Source organism: Rhodococcus sp. IEGM 1406 (genome assembly GCF_030056745.1).
Lineage (GTDB): Bacteria > Actinomycetota > Actinomycetes > Mycobacteriales > Mycobacteriaceae > Rhodococcus_F > Rhodococcus_F erythropolis.
Genome location: NZ_JASHKO010000003.1, coordinates 410,302 through 433,934 on the forward strand (window position 1 = coordinate 410,302; position 23,633 = coordinate 433,934).

The following is a 23,633-nucleotide window of genomic DNA, read 5'->3' on the forward strand; positions in this document are numbered from 1 at the left end:
CGTCCGTCAGGCAGGCGGTCGCACCTTTCGTGCAGCCACCGCGTAGACGTCGCTCGACGTGGTGAGAGAGTTCTTTCCGCTGGCCGCCGGCACTCCCCCGCGCAGATTCACGGCCCAGTTGAGCGCACCCAGCGGTCCACACCCGCTGGCTCCCGGCGCCGCAAACACCGCATCCGAATGTGGGACTGCCGGGAACACTGCACCGGGGAACTCACCGATAGGTTCCGACGGAGGGTTTCCGGTTGTGGTCAGGTGAAGGTTGATCGGATTCGAAACCGAACCGATGTAGCAATCGTCACCGAGCAAGGGATTAGACAGTTTCAATCGAACAGGCATGGTGAGTTCCTGCTCGAGAACCTTCAGATCCGGGACTCCCACCGATTCCACCGTCGCGCTGATCTGAGTCAGTCCCAGCGGAGTATCGATCCCGAGAGCACCTCCGGGTACCGAAATCGGATTGGAATAGACCCCGTTGGACCCGTCCTGCTTGGCGACGAACGTCTCGATGAAACTGTTGTCCGGCTGGGTCGCGTATTTCACTCCGCCCGCAACCTTGAGGCTTCCGTCCGGGATCGGCACCGAAAGTGCGCCCAATTTCATGGTCCCTCCGCGAACTACGACGCTGGCGCACGTCGTCACCTCGAGATCCTCGATCGGGCACGTGCCCCAACCGTCGAAGGTCAACGGATCAACCGCTGCCGCACCGGAGGAACCGAGCGATCCGCTGCCGGAAGACCCTGACGATGATTCGTCGGCAATTGCCACACCTGCACCGGCCATGACAAATGTTGCAACTAGCGCGACTGTCGACATCACTCGAGATTTGTTGCGGCTCTTCATCTTCGAATTCCTCCACCGTTGACGGAAATTCACGAGAGCCACCCCCTGTGGATCGCACCTCGATCTACGCCCGGCACGCTACCGAGAAGTGAGACGCGGATTCACACATAACGACGATATTTCCCACCAAAGAACTACGGCGATCACGCTCGATCGAACTTCCGTCCTAGCCCGGAAACCGTATCGATCCCCGTCGCCTCAGTTCTTTTCGGCTGCACCCGAACCGATGACCTGATCGAGGAACGGCCCGAACATCTCCCCCAGGTTCTCGGCGATCTGATCGGGGGTACCGAAAGACAACGTCACGTGACTGATCGCCAGACGCACTATCGTGCTGCCGAACATCTCGGCATGGATGCGGTCGACGTTCGCCCAACTGGTCATGAAGATCTCGGCCAACCTCGCGCTCGCATGTTCGAGCAGCGGAGTCCCGTCGGTGGTGACCAAGCTCAGCAGGTCGTGCTGCGGGCGTGGACCGACAATGCTCACCACCATCGGATCCCGGGCACCGGCGTCGAAGAAGGCACGAAATGCAGCGGAAACCGCGCCGCGGGGATCCGAATGATGCAGCGTTACTTCGCGTTCCACCTCTTCGAGGAACTCGTCAACGAAACGGATGAGGTATCCGGACGCCAATCCCTGGCGGGACGTGAACTCCTTGTACAACGTCTGCCGGCTCATGCCCGCAGCTTCCGCGATATGCGCCATCGTGATGTCGTTCCACGATTTCTCGGTCAAGAGTTCGCGTGTGGCGTCGAGCGCTGACGCACGGAGGAGTTGACGAGCTGCCTCGTGGTACGGGACACGGGCACGAGCGGTGGACATATCGGGAAGATTTCCATCGCCCGTGCTCGGTGTCAAAACGGTGGACACGCAAGCCACAGAAGTCACGAGTGCACTCAGAGCACCGGTGAGGCGACAAGACCCGCCGCAAGTTCGGTCAGATCCCTATTTGTATCGGCGAGTACGTCGACGCTGATGTCCGGGGAGCGTTCGATAAGGGTTCGCACGGCACGAATGTCCTTCGGCCGGCCTACGCTCACAGCACCGACGATATTTCCGTCGCGCATGCAGATCGCAGTGAAGTCATAGGAGTCCAAGTCTCCTCGAACTATTACGGTGTCGTCCGCGCCTGGCCAACCAGCTACTTGAATGTTGCGGCCGAATTGGTTCGACCAACTCCAAGGGACGGATTCGAAGGGTTCTTCCTTCCCGACGATGGTCTTGGCAACTGCAACTGCGTGGTCCTGCGCGGTGTTCCAGTGCTCACCACGGTGCATGCCGCCGAGAAAACCGTTGGGCACGTTGGCCACATCGCCGATCGCGTACACATCAACGACGGAGGTCCGGAGGTATCGGTCTACCGAAATCCCGTTGTCCACCGCAATACCCGCAGCAGCAGCCACATCGGTATCGGGCAAGGATCCGATTGCGACGACGGCCAAGTCCGCTGTCCACTCGCGTCCGTCACGCGCACGTGCGGTGACGCCGTCGGCACCCGGCGTGAGCGTCTCGAGGTCGACTCCCGTCTGCAAGGCGACGCCCGCCGAGGCGTGCAGCGCGGCGATCTTCTCCGCTATCGACGGTGGAAGCAGCCTGGACAGGGGCAGCGGTTGCGCTTCGAGAACCTGCACACTGCAACCCAAGTCGCGTGCCGTTGACGCCACCTCCGATCCGATCAAGCCACCGCCGACCACCAGTAGCGAGGATCCTTCGATCAGCTGGGATTGCAAGCGTCGCATGTCTGCGATATCCCGAAGATAGTGAACGCGCTCAGAATCTTCCGCGGTCAACCGTCGGGACCGTCCACCCGTGGCAAGAATCAGAACGTCGTAGTCGATGCTGTCACCGTCGGCTAAAAGTACTGTGCGGGAATCTGTGTCGATACTCGTGACAGTTGCGCCGATCCGAAGATCGATACTCTGCTCGGTCCAGAAAGTCGACGGCCGCAACCGAGCCCGATCGATCGACGCTTTCCCGGACAGTAGCTCCTTCGACAGCGCCGGGCGGCGGTACGGCTCCTCAGGTTCGCTGCCGATCAGGATGATGCTGCCGCCGAACCCTTCCTTGCGCAAAGCCTGCGCCGCACCGGAACCGGCGATACCCGTGCCCACGATCACGACGGTCCGGGTGTCGGGCTCGCTGACCGCTGTCATCAGCGGTCCACCTCCACCATTTCGAAATCGACTTTGGCAGCACCACAATCGGGGCAGGACCAGTCTTCGGGAATCTCGTCCCAGCGAGTACCCGGCTCGATACCGTCGTCGGGCCAGCCGATCGCTTCGTCGTACTCGAACCCGCACTGGAGGCAGCGGAACAATTTGTATGCAGTGGCAGTCTCGGACATCGGTTTTCCTTTCGCCGGAAAGTATTTCGATCAGGATTGCGTGACGAGGGTGAAGTCGACCTTCTCGCGGACGCCGCAGTCGGGGCAGCACCAGTCGTCCGGAATGCTCGACCACGCAGTACCTGGCGGAAAGCCCTCTCGCGCAGCGCCTGTCGATTCGGTGTACGTGTAGTCGCAGATCGGGCAGATGTAGGCGTTCATGCGTTCACCCCGTAGGCCGCGAGGATCTTGGCCCGCTTCTTCGGCGCGATGTTGACCTGAGTGATGTCACCTCGGTAGTGCTCGAGAACGCGGTGGTCCATCACCTTGCGCCACAAGGGCGGAACTGTGGCGAGCATGATCATGCTGGCGTAGCCGCTCGGGAGCTGAGGTGCCTCTTCCATGCTGCGAAGCGCCTGGTAACGACGTGTCGGATTCGCATGATGATCGCTGTGCCGCTGCAGGTGGTAGAGAAAGACGTTGGTGCAGATGCGATCACTGTTCCAGCTGTGAGCCGGCGTGCATCGCTCGTACCGTCCGCTCGCGGTCTTCTGCCGCAGGAGTCCGTAGTGCTCGAGGTAATTGATCGCTTCGAGCAGCGAAAACCCGATGAACGCCTGGATCACGAGGTACGGCGCGATGCCGATCCCGAATACTGCAAGCGCGACACCGAACAGAACAACCGACATGAGCCAGGCGTTGAGCACGTCGTTCTTGATGCTCCAGTGCGTGGTGCCCAAACGCTCGAAGCGGGTCTTCTCGAGATGCCACGCCGACTTCAATCCCCCGCCGACGCTGCGCGGCCAGAAACCGTAGAGGGTCTCACCGAAGCGCGAGGTCGCCGGATCTTCCGGAGTCGACACTCGCACATGGTGGCCACGGTTGTGCTCGAGGTAGAAGTGACCGTAAGCACTCTGAGCGAGAACGATTTTGGACAACCAGCGCTCGACGCTCTCCTTCTTGTGCCCGAGTTCGTGGGCTGTGTTGATGCCGATTCCGGCCGTCACACCGATCGTCACTGCGAGTCCGATATTGGAGAGAACGCTCAAATCCCAACGCGCCCAGATGTAGCAGGACAGGAAGAAGGCCGTGTACTGCAGCGGCAGATAGGCGTAGGTGCACCACCGGTAGAAGCGGTCGTTCTCGAGTTCGTCGATCACCTCGTCGGGCGGATTCTTCCCGTCCTCACCCGCCAGGATGTCGATGACGGGAATGAGAGCAAACGCGATCAGTGGGCCGGTCCACCAGAAGACATTCCATCCGGTGGCGGTAACAAGCCCCACGGCGATGAAAGTTGCCGATGACGGAATCAGCGCCAACAGCCACAAGTAGCGTTTCCGGTCTCTCCAAGTTGCGAGCCGACCATCTGGCTCGGTGTACACCAACGCCGCCATCGAATTCTCCAGTTCTCGTTCGGATCAGTGAGTGCGTCCCGCGCGGTAATCCGCGACACGAACAACATCTATGTATAGAGAGTGGACAAATTGCAGTGCTTTGTCAACGATTTTGGAGATAAAAGTTTTACAAACATGCTGATTTGTACACTTTGGTAAACCCTCCGGTCGGGCTGATCGCAAATCTTCCGCCACCGCGCCACGCTCGGTACAAAAGTGAAGTGGGGACGTCAACGTGCGCAATATGCGCCAAACACCGAGGAACAGGCCCGCTCGTCAGCCCTCGAATATTCGAGGACGACTTCGTCGTTGTCTCCCATCGGCCCCCTCCACCACACGGACGTTCGGTTCCTGGATATGTGTTCGTCGAGACCCGTCGACACGTGTCCGGGTTGCCTTCACTATCCGAACCTGAAGCACTCGCCATCGCACACGCGGTCTGGTGCGTCTCACGTGCCCTCGACTCGGAATTGACTCCGGAATTCGTGTTCTCCGCGATCGCTGGGCTAAGCGTCCCCCACTTTCATCAGCACGTTTTCGTCAGGCCTTTCGGCGCTCCGAGTTCAGTGAGTTGGAACGACGTCGATTCATGGGACGACGCGCCACGCGTCGACGAGGTCGAGCTCACGCTTCTGTGCAGGAGAATCGCGCTCGGCTTCGAAGACGAGCAATAGCGCAAAACAGTCGGTGCGCGGACGGACAGTCGGCACGAGACGCAACCTCTCGATGTCCGATTTGCGCGAATTTCCCCAAAACAAAAGTTCGCGTACCCATACTGAAATGACCGACTGTCCCCGACGTGAGTGGGTCCTCATGGATACCGACGTATTGGTAGCGGGCGCCGGCCCGATCGGATTGACCACCGCAATCGAGCTGCGCAGACGCGGTATCTCCTGTCGAATAGTCGACCCCCTCGACGAACCGCGGCAATACGCGAAAGCCGTCGGGATTCAGCCACGCACTCTCGAACTCTTCGAGAACATGGGGGTGCTCCGCCAGGCACTCGACGCCTCGACATTGATGCGCGGTCAGATCATGTACACGAACGGCGTCGAGGTCGGCCGCGTCGACCTCACCCTCCCCGACGACGTTCCTTACTGGTTTCTCTGCCTGCCTCAGTACTCGACGGAGCGCATCCTCACCGAGCGCCTCACCGAGTTGGGAACAACCGTCGAACGCGGAGTCGGCCTCACTGCATTCGAACAGTCCGACGACGCCGTCACCTGCACCCTCAGCGACGGCAGTACCGTGACGGCTCAGTACCTGGTGGGTTCCGACGGCGCGCACAGCGTGGTCCGCAAAGGGCTGGGCCTGAGCTTCGAGGGCGGCGCATTTGCCGAGAGCTACATGCTCGGTGACGTCGAAGTCGACTGGTCGATCCCCAGCGGCTACTCCGTCCGCGCCAACCACACCAGCGACGACGGAACCACCGACGATCTACTCGTCTGCATCCCACTTCCCGGACACAAGCGGTACCGCATGTCGATGCTCGTTCCGGACGATTTGATGCCGGACGAATCGTCGAACAAAGCCGCTGTACAACACGGTTTTTCAACCGGCAAGACACCGGAACTCCATCACATCCAGGCCGTGCTCGACAGACTGTCCCCAGAGCCGACAACCGCCTCGATGCTGCGATGGTCCTCGGTCTTCCGCATCAGCCACCGCATCGTCGACGCTTACGGTCGCGGACGGGTTTTTGTCGCCGGCGACGCCGCGCACATCCATCCCCCGACTGGCGCGCAGGGCATGAACACCGGGATCCAGGACGCCCACAATCTTGCGTGGAAGATAGCGCTCGCCGTCAAAGGCGTTGCAACAGCAGATCTTCTCGAGACCTACGATGCCGAAAGACGGCCGGTCGGTGAAGAAGTCGTCGGGATGACCGTCCGAAATGCTCGAGAAGGAATCGGTTCGGGAGAGTCTTCCATCGACACGGCAATGCGGCGCCAGGCTCAATTGTTGATCGACTACTCGGAGAGTCCGCTGAACACCGGGCGTAATTCTTCGAGTCCACACGTTCAACCGGGCGAGCGTGCACCCGATGCACGCGGAATGCGCCGAGACGGTGTGCAGTATCCAATTCGGTTGTTCGACTTGCTGTCAGGAGTCGACCACACGTTACTGCTGACTTCGGACGGATCCGCGGAGAGCATCAACAGCTTGGAGAAGGTCGCCGACGCCGCAATTCGATCAGCGCACGGCTTGCTGGACGTCTACGCGATAGTGCCACCGGGAACCGTGACCGTCGACTCGCTGGTGCCGATCATCGAGGACAACGCCTCGCAACTGTGCGCCGCGTATGGGGTCGAAGGTACGGCGGCGCTGGTCATTCGCCCCGACGGCTACCTCGGATTCCGTGGTCACCCGGAGAACGTTTCCGATTACTTCACGAAAGTGTTTGCCGTCAATCAGGAATGAGCGAAGCGAACATCAACCGAATCTCGGGCGAGAGCTTCATCAACTCGACGTATCCACCCAACGGCCCGGCATCGAGGTAGGAGAACTCCATGCCGGCGCCCTCTACCCGACCTTGTTGCACCACCGACATTCCGCGACGCTCGGCCTCGAGCAACGTCGCCTCGTAATCGTCGGGAACCCAAGCCATGTGATGAACTCCGACGCCGTGAGTCTCCAGGAACTCCGTGTACAGGTTGCGTCCGGACACTGGTTGGATCAACTCGAGCTGTTGGCTGCCCGCATATCCGATCGACACGTGAACGACATAGTCCGCGGGCTCACCTCGATACGTTGTGGTCTCGGGACCAAAGGCGATGTCTGGCATACGTAGCCATCGCTCCACTCCCCACTGCCGAGTGAACTCCTGTTCGGCGGCCTCGATCTCCTCGATCACCCAGCAGATCTGGAAGATCGGTCCCGAGACCAACGGGGTCATGCCATTTTTCCGTTGTCCACCGAGTAGACGGCCCCGTGTATCGCCGAGGCGTCGTCGGAGGCGACGAAAGCCACCATCTTCGCAACGTCCTCGGCTTCCATCAAGCCACGCGGCGAGGCAACCTTCATGACGAGATCGAAGTCGACTCCGTCGGGGAAGGTGAATCCGGTGACTTGAGGAGTCATCATGCCGCCGGGGCAGATTGCGTTGACACGCAGAGATTTTCCGGTGAACTCCATCGCCATCGCTCGGGTCAGTCCGATGAGTCCGTGCTTGGCAGCGCAGTATCCAGCCGAGTACGCCTGCCCTTCCAGCCCCGCGATCGAGGAGACGTTGACGATGTTGCCGCCCCGTTCCAGCAAGTGCGGCAGTGCTGCTCGGGAAAGGAAGAACGGTCCGTTCAGATTGACCGCAAGGTCATGTGCCCATTCGGAATCCGCAATATCCGCCGTATGACGAAGCGAGTGCGATCCCGCCACGTTGACGAGGATGTCGATACCACCGAGCGCGTCGACACAGGCTTGCACGGCCGCATCACACTGAGCAGAATCCGAGACGTCCGTCGCTGCGTAACGACGCTCACCGTCCGTGCCGACCACCTCGACCATCGACTGCCGCAGCTTTTCCTTGTCACGGGCGATACCGAAAACCTGTGCGCCCCTGCGGTGGAGGAGCTCGGTGACGGCGCGCCCCAACCCTGAGGACGCGCCGGTCACCAAGGCCACTTTTCCGGCCAGTACGTCTGCCATGGCCTAGGAAGCCGCTGCTTCGCGCTGGAGTTCCAGCGCGATGTCGATCAACTGATCTTCCTGGCCGCCGACCAACTTGCGCTTGCCTGCGCGCACCAACAGCTCCGCGGACGACACTCCGTACCGCTCGGCCTGACGCTCGGCATGCTTGAGGAAGCTCGAGTACACGCCGGCGTAGCCCATCATCAGTGCTTGACGATCGAGCAGGCATTCCTGCGGCATTGCCGGGCGCACAACATCTTCGGCTGCATCGGCGATGGCGAAGAAGTCGATACCGGTCTTGACGCCGATCTTGTCGCAAACACCGACGAAGGCCTCGACCGGGGCGTTGCCGGCGCCGGCACCGAACCGACGGGTACTACCGTCGATCTGCTTGGCTCCCGCACGAACTGCCGCAATGGAATTGGCGACGCCCAGGCCCAGGTTCTCGTGGCCGTGGAAGCCGACCTGAGCGTCGTTGCCGAGTTCCTGAACCAGCGCCTCGACGCGATCGGATACCTGCTCGAGTACCAGCGCGCCGGCCGAGTCGACCACGTACACACACTGGCAACCCGCGTCGGCCATGATGCGAGCCTGCTTGGCCAGCTTCTCCGGCGGAATCGAGTGAGCCATCATGAGGAATCCGACTGTTTCGAGTCCACGCTCACGCGCGAGGCCGAAGTGCTGGATGGATACGTCTGCCTCGGTGCAGTGAGTTGCAATGCGGCAGATGGACGCACCGTTGTCCTGTGCGATGACGATGTCGTCCTTGATGCCCAACCCGGGCAGCATCAGGAAGGCGATCTTCGCGTTGGTCGCCGTCTCGACTGCAGCTTTGATCAGTTCCTGCTCGGGAGTCTTCGAGAAGCCGTAGTTGAAGGAGGACCCGCCGAGGCCGTCGCCGTGAGTGACCTCGATGACCGGCACTCCGGCTCCGTCGAGCGCACCGACGATGGCTCGTACTTCTTCGACGGTGAACTGATGACGCTTGTGGTGGGAGCCGTCGCGCAGTGACGTGTCGGTGACGCGGATGTCCCAGCTCGAATCGAAATGAATCATGTCGCTCATGCCTTCACACTCAGAAGCTTCTGGGCGATTTCCTCGCCCACCTTGGTGGCTGCTGCCGTCATGATGTCGAGGTTGCCCGCGTACGGCGGCAGGAAATCGCCTGCACCTTCGACCTCGACGAACGTGGTGACCGTTGCATAGCCACCGGAAACGACGCTCGGTTTGTCGAACTGCGGTTCGTTGAGCAACCGGTAGCCGGGCACGTACTGCTGGATGTCCTTGACGACACGGTGAATGGAGTCGGTGATCGCGGCCTGATCGGCGTCTTCGGGGATAGCGCAGAAGATGGTGTCGCGCATGATCATCGGCGGGTCCGCGGGGTTGAGGATGATGATCGCCTTGCCGCGCTGTGCGCCGCCGATGGTCTCGATACCGCGGCTGGTGGTCTTGGTGAACTCGTCGATGTTCGCGCGAGTTCCCGGACCGGCGGACAACGATGCAACGGAGGCGACGATCTCGGCGTACGCCACATCGACGACTCGCGATACCGCGTAGACGATCGGAATGGTTGCCTGCCCACCGCAGGTGATCATGTTGACGTTGGGTGCGTCCAGGTGCTCACGCAGGTTCGCCGGCGGAACCACAGCCGGGCCGACCGCGGCCGGAGTCAGGTCGATGGCACGGATACCGGCGGCCTCGTAGCGTGGTGCTGCCTCGCGGTGCACGTATGCCGACGTCGCCTCGAAGACCAGGTCCGGTTTCTCCGCCTGGTTCAGCAACCAGTCGACACCCTCGGCGGAGGTCTCGAGTCCCATCTTGCGGGCGCGCGCCAATCCTTCACTCTCGGGATCGATTCCGATCATCCATCGCGGTTCGAGCCACTCGGAACGCTGCAGTTTGTACAACAGATCGGTACTGATGTTTCCCGATCCGACGATCGCCACACTTGCCTTGGTCATGACTACTCCTACGTGAACTGAAGAGAGACGGAACCGAGGCCGCTGAACTCGGCTCGGAAGTTGTCGCCTGGATGAGCGTCGATCGCTCGCGTGCACGAACCCGGCAGAACGATGTCGCCGGCCTTGAGCCGAACTCCGAACGTGTCGACCTTCTGCGCCAACCATGCGACAGCGGTGACCGGGTTCCCGAGAACCGCATCGCTGCGCCCCTCCGCAATCCGCTCGCCGTTGCAGGTCAGAACCGCATCGATCGCCTTGATGTCGATGTCCGACAGGCGAACTCGTTCCTTGCCGAGAATGAACCCGGCGGATGAGGCGTTGTCCGCGATGGTGTCCGAGAGGCCGATCTTCCAGTCCTTGATCCGGCTGTCGATCAACTCGATGGACGGCGCATAGGCGACAGTGGCGTCGATGACGTCTTGTTCGGTGCACCCGGCGCCCGGCAGATCTGCTCCCAGAATGAAGGCGACCTCCACCTCGACGCGTGGGAAGCAGAAGCGCGACGTGTCGACCGGACGGTCCTCGAACTCTTCCATCTCGGCGAGCAGGTGACCGTAATCTGGCTCGTCGACGCCCATCATCTGCTGCATCGCCAGTGACGAGAGCCCGACCTTGTGCCCGACCACCTTTGCGCCACCGGCAACACGACGCCTGATGTTGATGAGCTGGATCTCGTAGGCGTCGACGACGTCGATGTCCGGATACGTGGCGATCAGCGGGCTGATCGGAGCGCGATCCCGTTCCGCCGAATCAAGATGGTCGGCAAGTTCGCCGCGGATCTGCGTCGAGAGCATCGTTCAGGCCTTTCCGACAGTGGAGAATGCGGCTGCATGCTGACCGGCTCGTCGTCCGGAGAACACGCAGTCGGCGAGCGACAAGCCGCTCACATACGAGTTGGAACAGATACCGACGGCGGTACGGCCGGCGGCATACAGGCCAGGGATACCCTCCCCGGCCTCGTTTTTCACCATGCCGGACGATTCGTCGACCACCAATCCACCGAGCGTGAGCATCGGGCACGGATTCATCATGTTGGGCTTGATCGAGACGTCGTACATCGTGAACGGCGCAGACAGTATCGGCCTGACGAAGTCCGACGGTTTGCCCATCGGATCAGGTTGTCCGGCAGCGGCAGCGGAGTTGTGCGCGTCGACGGTGGCTTGAAGGCCGGCGACGTCTATGCCCGCTCTACGGGCGACCTCGGCAATGGTGTTGCCACGCACTGCGGTACGCATCATGCCGGTGGTCTGTACCCGCTGGAACCACATCGACTGGTCACTGATCTGCGATTTCGCTTCGCGAACGAGTTCGGAATCTGCCAGCAGCCAACCGATTCCGTTGCTCTTCTCTGCCATCGCCTGACCGAGAGCGGCACCGTAACGTGACTCGTCGACGATTCGCGCACCGGATTCACCCACCAAAATGGAGCCGAGAAAAGCACTCGGCGGGACGATGAATCGCCAGGCGGAAACATTGCCGAGCTTGTCGGTGGCTCCCCCGGCTTCGATACCGAGGTTGATGCCTTTGCCGTCGTCCCCGGAGGTGCCGAGCGGGATACCGCCCTTGTAGGCGGGGGCATGGGTGCGCATCATCTCGCGATTGGACACGAAGCCGCCGGCGCTGAGGATCACGCCGCCGCGCGCCTGGATGCGAATCCGCTTGGCGTGCTTCTTCTCGATCTTCGCGATGAGTGCGTCGAGAATCGTGCGCAACTGCGGTGCGTAGACGCCGGGCTTGGAGGACAGGGACCCGAGCGTCGCGTGACGCCGACGAACTCCGGCAGGTGCGTCACGAAGAGTCAGTACTTCGACGCCGATCACCCGGCCGTCCTCGATGATCAGCCGGTCCGCTCTCGTCTGGCCGAGCAACTGGACGCCCTTGGCCTCCGCGGACTTCGCGAGCGGGCCGTAGAGCATCTTTCCCGACGTGCCACGCCCCTTGGCGCGATGGCCGCGAGGAGCAGGTTTTGCGATGTCACGGAACCCGCCGGCAGATTCGCTACCCGAGAAGTAGAGGTAGTGCTTGTTGCTCGGGTACGACGTCTTGTACGGACAGAGTGAGGCTTCGAACGGCACGCCGTGACTGCGCAGCCAGTCGATCGACGCCGGGCTCTCGTCGACGAACCGGCGCAGGGTCTGCGGCGTCACCGCGTCACCGACCTCGCGGTTCAGGTAGGCGAGCATGGCTTCGGGACTGTCCTCGACACCGGCTTCCTTTTGAATCACGGTGCCGCCGCCGGCGTAGTAGATTCCTCCGGAAATCGTGCTGGCCCCACCACCGAGTGCTCGGTCGATCGCCAAAACCGACGAACCGGCCGCTACCGCTTCGAGCGCCGCACTGGCGCCCGCCACACCGAACCCGACCACAAGGACGTCAACCGAAGTATCCCAGGTCACACCGCACCATCCTCAATCTCACTGCAACGTGTTTCGTTATCAATGACAACGTCCGGAAATACTTCCTGGCAGAAAGCATGGACTGACACCCCCATCATTCTATAACGTGTTCTACATGAGCAAGCAGGAATACGACATCGTCGTCGTCGGCAGTGGTGCCGCAGGTATGACAGCGGCCTTGACCGCAGCCCACCAGGGCTTGAGTGTGGTCATCGTGGAGAAAGCCGCCCACTACGGCGGATCGACCGCCCGTTCCGGTGGTGGGGTCTGGATCCCCAACAACGAGGCACTTCAGGCGGACGGTGTCACCGATACCCCGGAGGCCGCACGTTCCTACCTGCACAGCATCATCGGCGACGTCGTCGCTCCCGAACGCATCGACACCTATCTCGAGCGCGGTCCCGAGATGCTCTCGTTCGTGTTGAAGAACAGCCCTCTCGAACTGCAGTGGGTGCCCGGCTACTCCGACTACTACCCGGAAGCTCCCGGCGGACGCCTAGGTGGCCGCAGTGTCGAGCCCACCCCGTTCGACGGCAACAAGTTGGGCGCCGACCGCAAGAACCTCGAGCCCGACTACGTCAAGGCCCCCAAGAACTTCGTCATCACCCAGGCCGACTACAAGTGGCTCAACCTGCTGATGCGCAATCCTCGCGGACCCCTGCGCGCCATGAAGGTCGGCATGCGATTCCTCGCAGCCAAGGCCACAAAGAAGGATCTGCTGGTTCGCGGCCAGGCACTGGTCGCCGGTATTCGACTCGGACTTCAGTCCGCCGGAGTACCCATCCTGCTGAACACCCCGCTGACCTCCCTGTACACCGAAGACGGCGCAGTTCGCGGCGTCAACGTCCTAATCGACGGCGAGGAGCAGGTCATCCGCGCTCGCCACGGAGTTGTGTTGGGATCCGGCGGATTCGAGCACAACAAGGAAATGCGTGAGAAGTACCAGCGCGCACCCATCGGCACCGAATGGACCGTCGGCGCGAAGGCAAACACCGGCGACGGTATCCGCGCAGGCCAAGAAGTCGGCGCTGCAGTCGATTTCATGGACGACGCCTGGTGGGGCCCGTCCATTCCGCTGACCGGCGGACCGTGGTTCGCTCTCTCCGAGCGCACCCTCCCGGGCTGCATGATGGTCAACATGTCGGGCAAGCGCTTCGGCAACGAGGCTGCTCCGTACGTCGAGGCAACCCATGCGATGTACGGCGGTGAGTACGGTCAGGGCGAAGGCGCCGGCGAGAACATCCCGACGTGGATGATCCTCGATCAGCGCTACCGCAACCGCTACACGTTTGCCGGTATCACTCCCCGCTCCCCCTTCCCCGGCCGCTGGCTCAAGGCCGGCATCGTGGTCAAGGCGGGAACCATCGCCGAATTGGCCGAGAAGACAGGGCTTCCCGTCGCATCGCTGACCGAAACCGTCGACCGGTTCAACGGCTTCGCACGCAACGGCAAGGACGAGGACTTCGGACGCGGTGACAGTGGTTACGACGCGTACTACGGCGATCCCCGACTGAAGAACCCCAGCCTCGCCGAAATCAGCAAGGCTCCGTTCTACGCCATCAAGATGGTTCCGGGCGATCTCGGCACCAAGGGTGGTATCTGCACCGACGTCAACGGCCGAGCACTACGCGAAGACGGAAGCGTCATCGACGGCCTCTACGCCGCTGGCAACGCGAGCGCTCCGGTCATGGGCCACACCTACGCCGGACCAGGCGCGACCATCGGCCCCGCAATGACTTTCGGTTACCTGGCAGTACTCGACATCGTCGAGCGTGCGAAGAAGGCCGAGAGCACCGAGGCACCGGCAGCTGAAAAGACGGCGGTCGACCATGCCAATTGATCCGAAGATCGCACTCGGCGCCGAGCTTGCGCCACAAGAGTTCTCATGGACCCCGTCGGATGTGCAGCACTACCACCTGGCACTAGGGGCAGGTGCTCGTCCGCTCGATCCGAACGAGCTTCGATACCTCGACGACGAAAAGCCTCAGGTACTACCCACCTTTGCCACCGTCGCCGCCAACTTCCACGCCACCGAAGCGCCGAAGGTCTCGTTCCCCGGCGTCGAAATCGATCTGGCAAAGGTAGTCCACGGGAGCCAGGAAGTCACTGTCCATCAGCCGATCCCGGCAAGTGGAAGTGGCCGCACCACAACTCGAATCGCCGAGGTCTGGGACAAGGGCAAGGCCGCGGTGATCGTGCAGGAATCCGTCACGGTCGACGCCGAGGGCAACCCGCTGTGGACAGCTCGCTCGTCCATTTTCGCCCGCGGCGAGGGTGGTTTCGGGGGTGAACGTGGTCCGTCGGAGTCGATTACGCTTCCGGATCGCGAAGCAGATGAGACAGTGGTGACGCCTGTGCTTCCACAGCAGGCTTTGCTGTACCGGATGTGTGGTGATCGGAATCCGTTGCACTCGGATCCGCAATTCGCCTCCGCGGCAGGCTTTCCAGCGCCTATCCTGCATGGACTGTGTACTTACGGAATGGTCTGCAAGACCGCAGTGGATACCATGCTCGACGGCGACAGCAGTCGGGTAGCCGGATTTCGGGCCCGCTTTGCCGGGGTCGTATTTCCCGGCGAGAACTTGAGTATCCAGATCTGGAAAGACAATGGGCGACTCCTGATCTCAGCTTCCGTACTGGAGCGCGAAGCTCCTGCCCTGGCTGACGTAGTTCTCACTCTTGTCTGATACCAACCTGTCTGATACCCACCTGTTAGAACTCACCGTAGTTCTCGAACCCGATGGAGTAGCCCGAAGATGACGGCACAAGACGAAAAGTTCCGACTGTCCCGACGAGGTTTCATGGCCGCTGGAGCCGGCGCCGTGGCAGCGACCGCATTCGCCGGCTGGACGCCGGCCTATGCCGTCCCCGCCGGCTCCTCCGGCTCCGCGGGTGGTCCTGTCTCCACCCTCACGCCGCCGCCTGCCTTCCCCGAAGGCATCGCCCTCTACCAGCAGGCATATCAGAACTGGTCCAAAGAGATCATGCTCGACGCGATCTGGACCTGTTCACCCAAGACGCCCGAAGACGTAGTCCGCCTCGCGAACTGGGGTCATGCCAACGGCTACACCATTCGTCCCCGCGGTGCCATGCACGGCTGGACGCCGCTGACCATCGTCAACGGTGCGCCGGTCGACAAGGTCATCCTCGCCGACACCACGGTCCACCTCACCGGCGTCTCCGTCAACGCCGGTGGCAGCCCGGCCACCGTCACCGCAGGACCCGGCGCGACCCTCGACGCCATCACCACCGCACTGCAGGCACAGGGCCTCGGGTTCGCGAACCTGCCGGCGCCCGGTGTGTTGACCATCGCCGGCTGCCTCGCCGTCGACGCTCACGGTGCAGCGCTCCCCGCCGAAGGCGAAGCACACGTTCCCGGACAGACTTTCGGCTCGCTCTCCAACCTCGTCACGTCCCTGACCGCAGTGGTCTGGAACGGCAGTGAGTACGCGCTCGAGACGTACGCGCGTAGCGATGCAGCGATCAAGCCGCTGCTGACTCACCTCGGACGCACCTTCCTCACCTCCGTGACCTTGCAGGCCGCTCCCAACTACCGCATGCGCTGCGTCAGCCACACCGACATCGGTTGGCAGGAACTCTTCGGTGCCCGCGGAGCGTCCGGACGTACCTTCGAGAAGTTCGTCCGCGAAAACGGTCGCGCAGAAGCAATCTGGTACCCCTTCACCGAACGCCCGTGGATGAAGGTGTGGTCACTTGCCCCCACCAAGCCGCCGTTCTCGCGTGAGGTGACCGGGCCCTACAACTACATCTTCTCCGACAACCTCCCGGAGACGGTCACCGACATGATCGGGCAGATCAACGCCGGAAACCCGGGCATCGCACCGGCATTCGGGCAGATCATGTACGCCACCACCGTTGCCGGACTCGCCGCGACCTTCTCCAACGACCTGTGGGGATGGTCCAAGGACGTCCAGTTCTACATCCGGGCCACCACCCTTCGTCTGACCGAGGGCGGCGGAGCCGTCATCACCTCGCGCGCCAACATCGGCCAGGTCATCCACGACTTCACCCAGTGGTTCAACGGCCGCATGGAGTACTACCGCTCTATCGGACAGTTCCCCCTCAACGGCCCCGTCGAAATCCGTTGCTGCGGCCTCGATCAACCCTCGGACGTCGAGGTCGACTCGGCAGGCGCCCCCACCATCTCGGCCATGCGCCCGCGCCCAGACCATCCGGAATGGGACACCGCCATCTGGCTCAACGTCCTCGGCGTCCCCGGAACCCCCGGCATGTTCGCGTTCTACCGCGAAATGGAACAGTGGATGCGTAATCACTACAACAACAACGACGCCACCTTCCGCCCCGAATGGTCCAAAGGCTGGGCGTTCGGCCCCGACAAGCCGTACACCGACGCCCCGATCATCACCCAGGGCCTCCCCCAGACCTACCGCGACGGCGTCCCATCGAGCGACAACTGGGACACCGCCAACGCCGCATACAACGCGTTGGATCCGCACAAGGTCTTCAGCAACACCTTCCTGGACCAGTTGCTGCCCTGAGGTCCAAGCACCAGGCACGCACTCTGCCAACTCGACGGTCGTCGCCACTCCCCTACTTTCGGGAGTGCGGCGGCCGTCGTGCGTTGCAGTGAGCGGGATGAAGGAGTCCCCCCGCATCCCGACCAGGTAACTGACTCAATCGCGATCAGGATGGATCGCCTCGTGCATACTTTCCACGGCCCTGGCATGAGTTGAGAGCTCGGACCGAGCCGACCGAATCGTGGCGCTGTCGCTGCGCGCCCCCGGCTCGGACGACGACGAGTCCTCTCCGGGGTTCGACGCGCCACCAGCGGGATGCTCGGAGGAGCCGGTGCGCTCTTCCCTCTCCGCGCGGGCGCGCAACAACGACTCGGACTTCGGGGTATTTCGCATCGGAGCATTGTCCCAGATTCATCTCCCATGACTCACATGGAGCGCTCTCACCCCCGGTGACCAGGCCGTTCCTGAACATCGATACCTAGAAAGTTCGCGACAAAATATCTACAGCGGTCAGGGTAGACATTCTCACGAGGGTGTTGTATCTTTTTTCTCGTAGCAAGGAACGAGTCAAGAGATGCGGGAGAGATGAACTACCCGCAAGCAGTACCGCAGGGCAGGGACGTGCCGGGGCCGAATTCGTGTGTGAGTGTGTAGTCGGACCCGGCACCCCCCTTCAAAGCGGCTACCGGACGTTTTGTGCGAGTCCGGAAGTTCGAAAGAATGCAGTTATGTAAGTAAGTTCAACCCCATCCGGCCCCCGGCGCACCTCGCGCCGGGGGCCCCGTCCGTTCAGCGAAAGAAGCGAGCCATTCCGGCAGATACACCACCGGGGGACCCCTCCGGCAGATTCGACGACGAGAACTATCCTGCGTACAGCATGGGACATGCGGCCGAGATCCTCGGTGTCAGGCAAGCTTTCCTTCGTAGCCTCGATGCCGCGAAACTGCTTACCCCACAACGCTCTGAGGGCGGACATCGCCGCTACTCCCGGTACCAGCTGCGCATCGCGGCCCGCGCGCACGAACTCGTAGCCAACGGCACGGCGCTCGACGCGGCTTGCCGCATCATCATCCTCGAAGACCAACTCACCGAGGCTCGTCGCATCAACGCCGAGCTCCAGCAAGCACAGGACCGACGAGCGGAATCGGACGCAACGCCGGACTGAGGACTGACGTGATCAGGCACTGGGAGTAGCAGTCACCCCTAACCGTCAATCTGTTCCCTCCCCCTTCGAACTGCGCTAAATTCAGTCAATTGGGACATTGCTAGGCGTCGGTTGCTCGATTTCCACATCGAAGGGATCGCAGGCATGAATTCCTCCCACCACCGCACTCGGGTGCGGCTAGCTGCTCTGTCGATCGCCTTGACCGTTGCCATTGCAACCGCTGCGTGCAGTTCCGACGAGGACTCGGCAACAAACACGAGCAGCGCATCTCCCAGCACCGCGAGCAGTCAGGAATCCACCGAGATCGCGGACCTCGTCCGCCGTCAGGTGGCCGACTTGGGCCTCAGTGCCGCCGTGTTCGGAGTGTGGCGGGGCGACGACGAGATTGCTCTCGGTGCCGTCGGAGAGTCCCCTATCGGAGTTCCGGCGACAACCGACATGCAGTTGCGCGTCGGTCAGCCGATGGAACCGATGCTCTCGACAGTTCTGCTGCAACTCGACGAAGAGGGAACGCTTCCCCTCGATCAACCGATCGCGAAGTGGGAACCGAACTTTCCACGCGCAGAGACCATCACTCCACGAATGCTGGCCAACAGCACGTCGGGCATCTCCGACTACGTGACCGATCCACAGTTCCTCAAACTCTTCACGGACAACCCGATGAAAGGCTGGACTTCTGAGGAGATCCTGAATCTTGCCAATTCCCGCCCACCGCTGTTCGAACCCGGCACCGGTTGGGCGTACGCGCACAGCGACCTGACGCTGCTCGGCGACGTCATGGAGAAAGCGACTGGAAAACCGCTGGGCGACCTACTTCGGCAGCGCGTCTTCGATCCACTCGGGATGGATCACAGCAGCGTTGTGCTCACGTCGCAGATGGACGAGCCGATCCTGCACGGCTACACCAATGAACGCGGAGTATTCGAAGACTCCACTTTCTGGAATCCGACGGCTTTCCTGCACAGCGGAAACATGAACGCGCCTGTCGCCGACGTCGGAAAGTGGGTGCGCGCACTCGGAACGGGAGAGTTGCTCTCCGACAAAGCTTTCGAGCAGCAGATGGCGCCGACGACTGCGGGCTTGGGAAGTATGACGGCGGACAAGTTCTTTTCCTTCGGGACCGGGCACCTCGACGGTTGGCTGGTGATGAACCCGTCGTACGGCGGCTACAACGGGCTCGCGCTCTATTACCCCGACTCGAAGACGACGATCGTCGTCTACGCCACGCTCGGGCCGACAACCAACGCGGACCTCAACAACGCCGTGCCGATGGGCAAGGCCATCGGAACCCTCCTCGAACCGGATCACCCACCGCAGGTCCCGACGCCGTGACGCGCCACACACGCTGGTAGCAAACAGCGTCGGTCGGCAACTTCCTGTTTACGCACGGATTACCTCCAGGACTTATCGCCCCATCACCATTCTCTTCAGTACCGAACGAAACGCGTCGGACCGCGGGTTGTCTCGCCAGTGAACGAGAACGTAGATAGATGGGGACAGGCCCGATGAGGAAATACGCGATGTCAGTGGCATGCACGGTTGCAGTCACAGCGGGGGTGACTCTTGTGATGTCGGTGCCTGCCGGAGCGGACCCGAATGACAGTGGGTCGTGCCCTGCCGGTGCGGTATTCGCGGTCGGCGGAACGTGGGATCCGACGGGACAAACGACGCAACCCGTCACCGACCGCTACGTGGCCCAGGGTTACGCCTCCAAGCCGGTGACCTACCCCGCCAGCTTCTGGCCGCTCGGCGATCAGACGTACGACCAGAGCGTTGCCGCCGGCGCCCAGACGCTTCGCACTGAAGTCAACGCTTTCCACGCTCAGTGCCCGGGCAGCGAGATCGTCGTCACCGGATACTCACAGGGAGCGCGTATTGCCGGCGACGTTCTCGGTGACATCGCACGCGACGGATCCATTCCGCAGTCGCAAGTCGAAGGCGTCCTCTACGCCGACCCTCGCAACTCGGCCGGGGGCATCGAAACCGTAGTACCCAATGTCGTTCCGGGAGCGACGATGTCCGGAGCACGCGGCGGATTCGGAGACATCGCAGTGCAGGAAGTCTGCATCGAGGGTGACGGCATCTGCAACATGCCCAAGCCGCGTGATGCGCCCGAGGTGTTCGTGGATTCGGTCTTCGGCTACTTCACGAAGCACAACACCTATACGCCGATGATGTCCGAGCCCGCTCCGCCTGCTCCCCCGGCACTGCCGCAGACGCCGTCGGTGCCACTGCAACCCGCCGACGTTGCCACTGCGATCGTGACGCGGGTCGTCGAGAACATCACTCCGTATCTGAGCGCTGCACTCGCGACCGTACTAACGAAGTAGCCGGACGGCTGGCTAGGGCACCATCGCTTCATCTCCACCACCTCCGCAGGAACCACCCGGCTGGAACGCCCTCTACACGCCGACGATGCAGACGTCGAGAAGTTGAGTGCATCCTGCCGCAGGTCGGGATGCACTACTCCGCGTTACGTCTATTGCTCTACAAAACTATTCAAGATCGTGACGCGCAGTCGCTCTCCACCGGCATGGCGCCGCAGGCGGCCGAAGTCGCATCAGTCCGCTTCCTGGCGGCGAGTCGGCAGGTGGCGGAACGTCACGATCGGGAGGAGCGCCGCTAACCCGAGCACAGAGAGGCTCGCCCGCAGCGCAATCAGCCTGGATTCGACGTTGATCTCCACCGCCTGATCGAGTTGCGCCGAGGTCAGTTCCAGCCCAGTGAGACTGGCGCGGAGGTCATCGTTGGCGACGAAACTGACCGAACTGGCCGTTACCTCGATACTGCCGCTGGACAGTAGATCTGGGCTGTTCGTGATACGGACCGAGGCAGACTGCGCGAGCACGGACATCAGGACCGCCCCGGCAACGGCGGTGCCGGTGCACAGGCCGAGAAAGTTCGCCATTCCTCGAGCGCTGCCGATCTCACCCGCGATAGCAGGAGGGTTGGTCTCCATGAGAAGCGCACTGCCCGCACTCAATCCGACTCCGATGCCGAGACCCAAGCACACTTCGCTGATCAATGTCCATGCACCGGACCATTGGTTCGAGATGGTCAGTGCCAACAGAATCGCCGACGCGGCGGCCAGTACATGCGCCCCTGTCAGGAGCCATCGGCACGCAAGCAGTCGCATCAGTGCAGGTGTTGCAGCCGCGGAGACGAGTGCGGCCAAAGAGATAGGTATCAGTATCATTGCCGTGCCCAGAGGGCTCTTGCCCAATACCATCTGGGTGTACAGCGGTAGCAGGTAGCTCACACCGGCCATCAACAGGTTTATCGCAACCAACCCACTCAAACACGCTCGGTTGAGACCAGACTCGAACACCGAAGGTTCGAGTAGCGGTGTTCTTTCTCCCCGGAGCAACAAGTGCTGGCGGGCGGCGAACGTGTGCAGGACGAGGCCGCCGATCACCAGCAATGCGAGCACAGGCGAGAGTCCGAGCACACTCACCGGTGCGGACTCGGCGGCGAGAACGAGCCCCCATGATCCGATCTGATTGATGGCGGCGACCAACAACAGCACCCCGACGGCAGACAGCGCGATACTCGTCTTGTCGACGGACCCACGGAATGGAATCCGGATAAGGGCCACACGTGATGCGATGACGATTGTTCCTGCCGTGATGGCGAGCAAGAGCGCGAAGGGCGCCCTCCATCCCCAGGCTTGGACGAGCAGACCACCAACCAACAAAGCAAACGCGGCACCGATACCGGTCGTACCCGCCAGGACCGATACCGCAACGGTTCGTTGTGGACCGGAATACGCCTGCCCCAGAATCGCCAACGCGTTGGGCACGAGAAGCGCGCCCCCGAGTCCAGCGATCGCCTCGCCGGCAATCAGCATTGAAATATTCTGTGCCAGAAAGCAACACAGCATACCGAACGCATAGATGCCCAGCCCGAGCAGCTGAGCATTCTTGGCACCGAGCACGCCGCTGATCTTGCCGCCAGTGATCGTGAAGGCTGCGACGAATACCCCGTAAGCGACGATCGCCAATTGCACGTTCGAGATGGTGGTGTCCAGGCCGTCGACGATGCCGCTGATCGCCATCGGCAGCGCCGTCACGTTGAACACAGATACCAACCCTGTGAAACACACTAGTACCAGCGGTAGCCAACTCACCCTCGGGTGGGCGTCACTCGTAAGCGCTTTTGTAACGGGAGAGGAAGGCAACGGGTCCGCGGTATCCATGATGCGCCCCTAGGAGGATCGGAGTTGTCTCGACGGTGGCATATCGGTCACGAGCAGCGACGCCGAGGGCGGCCACCTGACTGGGTGGCCCCCCTCCCTGCGAACTGCTGGCTTCGATCAGGTCGGCAGGGTCAGGAATTTCATCGCGGCTGTCTTCTCGAATCGGCGAGAGACGTTGCCGGCAAGCCCTCCTTCGAGGGATGTATCGCCCATCAGATCGAGTTTGCCCGCAGGCGCACCTTCATTGAAGTTCAACTTGTCCAGATCCACCCAGACGACATTAGGTCGCGTGGTCGAGTCGAAGACGTACCGCTTGTTGGTCAAGTCTGCCACCGTCTGCCAGATCGTCTGCGATGCATAGGGTTTGTCCGGGTCGGGGATGCGGAAAGGTTGCGCCGCATTGCGGATCACACTGAACATTCCCGCGACAGCCTCGACTTCACTCTTAGGTTGAGGCAGTCGGCCTACGTAGTATGCGGCGCGGGCGAACCGGTCGGCTGCGAGTGTGGTGCCGGGCAGAGGATTGGCGCCCCCGAAGCCGTCGACCTCTTTGAGAAGTTCGATCTGCTTGTCGTAGGCCGGGGAATTGGTCATCACTAGGTGTTCGCGGCTGTGCCAGACGGTGGCCTTGCCATCCAGGTATTCGATGATCGCCGAATCACCGGTCGCATCGTCCAACGCGAGATGAACTGCAGGCACTTCGCCGGTCGCCGGATCGCCCAGTGGGACAACCTGAACGTCGACGTCGCTGATCCACGCGGCGGCATCGGCAACGGTGGAGAAGTTGTCCAGGAAGTACTGCAGCCAGACCGCCATGCTCAGAGCCGGTCTCGACGTATCGTGAGTACCGTAATCCGATTCCGCTAGCCACAGAACATGACCTGCTAATCCCGCTTCGTTCATACCGTCGACCGACATCATGTCGAAAGCGCCGGCCACGACACTGCCGTACTCGGCAGTCCAACTCAGAGAACCGCCTACGCCGTCGTCGCGTTTGATCCCACGCGGAAGCGACCACAGGTTCGTACCGGTGTCCCGATGGTAATCCATATTTCGTCCGACAAGAACAGATCCGGCCGCATCAGGCCACATCACCCTGGTACACATTGATTTTGCCTTCCGTAGTTCTTCGAGAACTTCATAATTGCCCGATGTTCAGCCCCGAGGTCCAGACCGAGATTCAGCTACGAGACGCCCCTTCGACCACAGCCGAACGGGCATTTTCTC

Annotated in this window: 23 protein-coding genes; 7 read left to right on the plus strand and 16 right to left on the minus strand. The window is 61.8% G+C overall.

Going from position 1 to position 23,633, the window contains the following annotated elements; genetic code table 11:
- Positions 1-6: 6 nt before the first annotated feature.
- From QM596_RS17575 to QM596_RS17605, 7 genes are all read right to left on the minus strand, one after another.
- Positions 7-840 (minus strand): hypothetical protein, encoded by an 834-nt coding sequence (locus QM596_RS17575; protein WP_003945441.1) that lies wholly within the window; start codon positions 838-840, stop codon positions 7-9.
- Between the two features lie 198 nt (positions 841-1,038).
- On the minus strand, positions 1,039-1,665 hold the full coding sequence (locus tag QM596_RS17580; protein ID WP_162113961.1) for a TetR/AcrR family transcriptional regulator: 627 nt from the start codon (positions 1,663-1,665) through the stop codon (positions 1,039-1,041).
- Positions 1,666-1,739: 74 nt separating this feature from the next.
- The gene (locus QM596_RS17585) at positions 1,740-2,996 is read right to left on the minus strand and encodes an NAD(P)/FAD-dependent oxidoreductase (protein WP_283309565.1); all 1,257 of its coding nucleotides are present in this window, start codon (positions 2,994-2,996) and stop codon (positions 1,740-1,742) included.
- Positions 2,996-3,187 (minus strand): rubredoxin, encoded by a 192-nt coding sequence (locus tag QM596_RS17590; RefSeq protein ID WP_007734094.1) that lies wholly within the window; start codon positions 3,185-3,187, stop codon positions 2,996-2,998. Before QM596_RS17590 ends, QM596_RS17585 begins: the two co-directional genes overlap by 1 nt.
- A 30-nt stretch (positions 3,188-3,217) precedes the next feature.
- Positions 3,218-3,388: a rubredoxin gene (locus QM596_RS17595; RefSeq protein WP_153213507.1), complete on the minus strand. Its 171-nt coding sequence runs from the start codon at positions 3,386-3,388 to the stop codon at positions 3,218-3,220.
- The gene (locus QM596_RS17600; RefSeq protein WP_003945652.1) at positions 3,385-4,560 is read right to left on the minus strand and encodes an alkane 1-monooxygenase; all 1,176 of its coding nucleotides are present in this window, start codon (positions 4,558-4,560) and stop codon (positions 3,385-3,387) included. Before QM596_RS17600 ends, QM596_RS17595 begins: the two co-directional genes overlap by 4 nt.
- A gap of 587 nt (positions 4,561-5,147) precedes the next feature.
- A complete protein-coding gene (locus QM596_RS17605) occupies positions 5,148-5,270 on the minus strand; it encodes a hypothetical protein (protein ID WP_283309566.1) in 123 nt (40 codons plus the stop codon).
- 103 nt (positions 5,271-5,373) lie between these two features.
- Between QM596_RS17605 and QM596_RS17610 the strand changes: the two genes are divergently transcribed.
- Positions 5,374-6,981: an FAD-dependent monooxygenase gene (locus tag QM596_RS17610; RefSeq protein ID WP_283309653.1), complete on the plus strand. Its 1,608-nt coding sequence runs from the start codon at positions 5,374-5,376 to the stop codon at positions 6,979-6,981.
- Here the strand turns inward: QM596_RS17610 and QM596_RS17615 are convergent.
- From QM596_RS17615 to QM596_RS17640, 6 genes are read right to left on the minus strand one after another with little or no spacing between them, the layout of a single operon-like run.
- Positions 6,968-7,456: a VOC family protein gene (locus tag QM596_RS17615; RefSeq protein WP_283309567.1), complete on the minus strand. Its 489-nt coding sequence runs from the start codon at positions 7,454-7,456 to the stop codon at positions 6,968-6,970. The two genes, QM596_RS17610 and QM596_RS17615, sit on opposite strands and share 14 nt — an antisense overlap.
- The gene (locus QM596_RS17620) at positions 7,453-8,205 is read right to left on the minus strand and encodes an SDR family NAD(P)-dependent oxidoreductase (protein WP_283309568.1); all 753 of its coding nucleotides are present in this window, start codon (positions 8,203-8,205) and stop codon (positions 7,453-7,455) included. Before QM596_RS17620 ends, QM596_RS17615 begins: the two co-directional genes overlap by 4 nt.
- Positions 8,206-8,208: 3 nt before the next feature.
- Entirely contained in the window at positions 8,209-9,252 is a 1,044-nt protein-coding gene (gene dmpG, locus QM596_RS17625) for a 4-hydroxy-2-oxovalerate aldolase (protein ID WP_020906144.1), read from the minus strand.
- Positions 9,249-10,151: an acetaldehyde dehydrogenase (acetylating) gene (locus tag QM596_RS17630; protein ID WP_019746894.1), complete on the minus strand. Its 903-nt coding sequence runs from the start codon at positions 10,149-10,151 to the stop codon at positions 9,249-9,251. Before QM596_RS17630 ends, dmpG begins: the two co-directional genes overlap by 4 nt.
- An 8-nt stretch (positions 10,152-10,159) precedes the next feature.
- Positions 10,160-10,945 (minus strand): 2-keto-4-pentenoate hydratase, encoded by a 786-nt coding sequence (locus QM596_RS17635; protein ID WP_283309569.1) that lies wholly within the window; start codon positions 10,943-10,945, stop codon positions 10,160-10,162.
- Between the two features lie 3 nt (positions 10,946-10,948).
- Positions 10,949-12,547 (minus strand): FAD-binding protein, encoded by a 1,599-nt coding sequence (locus QM596_RS17640; RefSeq protein WP_070385814.1) that lies wholly within the window; start codon positions 12,545-12,547, stop codon positions 10,949-10,951.
- A gap of 115 nt (positions 12,548-12,662) precedes the next feature.
- Between QM596_RS17640 and kstD the strand changes: the two genes are divergently transcribed.
- From kstD to QM596_RS17655, 3 genes are all read left to right on the plus strand, one after another.
- Positions 12,663-14,387, plus strand: coding sequence for a 3-oxosteroid 1-dehydrogenase (kstD, locus tag QM596_RS17645; protein ID WP_172932259.1), 1,725 nt, complete (start codon positions 12,663-12,665; stop codon positions 14,385-14,387).
- Positions 14,377-15,234 (plus strand): enoyl-CoA hydratase ChsH3, encoded by an 858-nt coding sequence (gene chsH3 / locus QM596_RS17650; RefSeq protein ID WP_003945880.1) that lies wholly within the window; start codon positions 14,377-14,379, stop codon positions 15,232-15,234. The genes kstD and chsH3 overlap by 11 nt, the downstream gene beginning before the upstream one ends.
- 69 nt (positions 15,235-15,303) lie before the next feature.
- Complete coding sequence (locus QM596_RS17655; RefSeq protein ID WP_283309570.1) at positions 15,304-17,067, plus strand: cholesterol oxidase substrate-binding domain-containing protein; 1,764 nt, start codon at positions 15,304-15,306, stop codon at positions 17,065-17,067.
- A 135-nt stretch (positions 17,068-17,202) separates the two neighbouring features.
- Here QM596_RS17655 and QM596_RS17660 read toward each other — a convergent pair whose 3' ends face one another.
- Positions 17,203-17,439: a hypothetical protein gene (locus tag QM596_RS17660; protein WP_125461407.1), complete on the minus strand. Its 237-nt coding sequence runs from the start codon at positions 17,437-17,439 to the stop codon at positions 17,203-17,205.
- 484 nt (positions 17,440-17,923) lie between these two features.
- Here QM596_RS17660 and QM596_RS17665 point away from each other — a divergent pair, with 484 nt between their 5' ends.
- From QM596_RS17665 to QM596_RS17675, 3 genes are all read left to right on the plus strand, one after another.
- Positions 17,924-18,211, plus strand: coding sequence for a MerR family transcriptional regulator (locus QM596_RS17665; RefSeq protein WP_020906139.1), 288 nt, complete (start codon positions 17,924-17,926; stop codon positions 18,209-18,211).
- 144 nt (positions 18,212-18,355) lie between these two features.
- Positions 18,356-19,543 (plus strand): serine hydrolase domain-containing protein, encoded by a 1,188-nt coding sequence (locus QM596_RS17670; RefSeq protein WP_283309571.1) that lies wholly within the window; start codon positions 18,356-18,358, stop codon positions 19,541-19,543.
- A gap of 188 nt (positions 19,544-19,731) precedes the next feature.
- Positions 19,732-20,541: a PE-PPE domain-containing protein gene (locus QM596_RS17675; RefSeq protein ID WP_020968420.1), complete on the plus strand. Its 810-nt coding sequence runs from the start codon at positions 19,732-19,734 to the stop codon at positions 20,539-20,541.
- Between the two features lie 230 nt (positions 20,542-20,771).
- On the opposite strand, the gene QM596_RS17680 is transcribed toward QM596_RS17675, so the two are convergent.
- Entirely contained in the window at positions 20,772-22,406 is a 1,635-nt protein-coding gene (locus QM596_RS17680; protein WP_080572269.1) for an MFS transporter, read from the minus strand.
- A gap of 117 nt (positions 22,407-22,523) precedes the next feature.
- Positions 22,524-23,513: a linear amide C-N hydrolase gene (locus tag QM596_RS17685; RefSeq protein ID WP_021332382.1), complete on the minus strand. Its 990-nt coding sequence runs from the start codon at positions 23,511-23,513 to the stop codon at positions 22,524-22,526.
- Positions 23,514-23,633: the final 120 nt, after the last annotated feature.

Coding starts and splice junctions, on each gene's coding strand:
- QM596_RS17600 (WP_003945652.1), bottom strand. CDS start 4,560: ATGGCGGCGTTGGTGTACACCGAGCCAGATGGTCGGCTCGCAACTTGG.
- QM596_RS17685 (WP_021332382.1), bottom strand. CDS start 23,513: ATGTGTACCAGGGTGATGTGGCCTGATGCGGCCGGATCTGTTCTTGTC.
- QM596_RS17655 (WP_283309570.1), top strand. CDS start 15,304: ATGACGGCACAAGACGAAAAGTTCCGACTGTCCCGACGAGGTTTCATG.
- QM596_RS17580 (WP_162113961.1), bottom strand. CDS start 1,665: ATGTCCACCGCTCGTGCCCGTGTCCCGTACCACGAGGCAGCTCGTCAA.
- kstD (WP_172932259.1), top strand. CDS start 12,663: ATGAGCAAGCAGGAATACGACATCGTCGTCGTCGGCAGTGGTGCCGCA.
- QM596_RS17575 (WP_003945441.1), bottom strand. CDS start 840: ATGAAGAGCCGCAACAAATCTCGAGTGATGTCGACAGTCGCGCTAGTT.
- chsH3 (WP_003945880.1), top strand. CDS start 14,377: ATGCCAATTGATCCGAAGATCGCACTCGGCGCCGAGCTTGCGCCACAA.
- QM596_RS17675 (WP_020968420.1), top strand. CDS start 19,732: ATGTCAGTGGCATGCACGGTTGCAGTCACAGCGGGGGTGACTCTTGTG.
- QM596_RS17630 (WP_019746894.1), bottom strand. CDS start 10,151: ATGACCAAGGCAAGTGTGGCGATCGTCGGATCGGGAAACATCAGTACC.
- QM596_RS17615 (WP_283309567.1), bottom strand. CDS start 7,456: ATGACCCCGTTGGTCTCGGGACCGATCTTCCAGATCTGCTGGGTGATC.
- QM596_RS17680 (WP_080572269.1), bottom strand. CDS start 22,406: ATGGATACCGCGGACCCGTTGCCTTCCTCTCCCGTTACAAAAGCGCTT.
- QM596_RS17660 (WP_125461407.1), bottom strand. CDS start 17,439: ATGCGAAATACCCCGAAGTCCGAGTCGTTGTTGCGCGCCCGCGCGGAG.
- QM596_RS17620 (WP_283309568.1), bottom strand. CDS start 8,205: ATGGCAGACGTACTGGCCGGAAAAGTGGCCTTGGTGACCGGCGCGTCC.
- QM596_RS17595 (WP_153213507.1), bottom strand. CDS start 3,388: ATGAACGCCTACATCTGCCCGATCTGCGACTACACGTACACCGAATCG.
- QM596_RS17585 (WP_283309565.1), bottom strand. CDS start 2,996: ATGACAGCGGTCAGCGAGCCCGACACCCGGACCGTCGTGATCGTGGGC.
- QM596_RS17665 (WP_020906139.1), top strand. CDS start 17,924: ATGGGACATGCGGCCGAGATCCTCGGTGTCAGGCAAGCTTTCCTTCGT.
- QM596_RS17610 (WP_283309653.1), top strand. CDS start 5,374: ATGGATACCGACGTATTGGTAGCGGGCGCCGGCCCGATCGGATTGACC.
- QM596_RS17590 (WP_007734094.1), bottom strand. CDS start 3,187: ATGTCCGAGACTGCCACTGCATACAAATTGTTCCGCTGCCTCCAGTGC.
- dmpG (WP_020906144.1), bottom strand. CDS start 9,252: ATGAGCGACATGATTCATTTCGATTCGAGCTGGGACATCCGCGTCACC.
- QM596_RS17670 (WP_283309571.1), top strand. CDS start 18,356: ATGAATTCCTCCCACCACCGCACTCGGGTGCGGCTAGCTGCTCTGTCG.
- QM596_RS17635 (WP_283309569.1), bottom strand. CDS start 10,945: ATGCTCTCGACGCAGATCCGCGGCGAACTTGCCGACCATCTTGATTCG.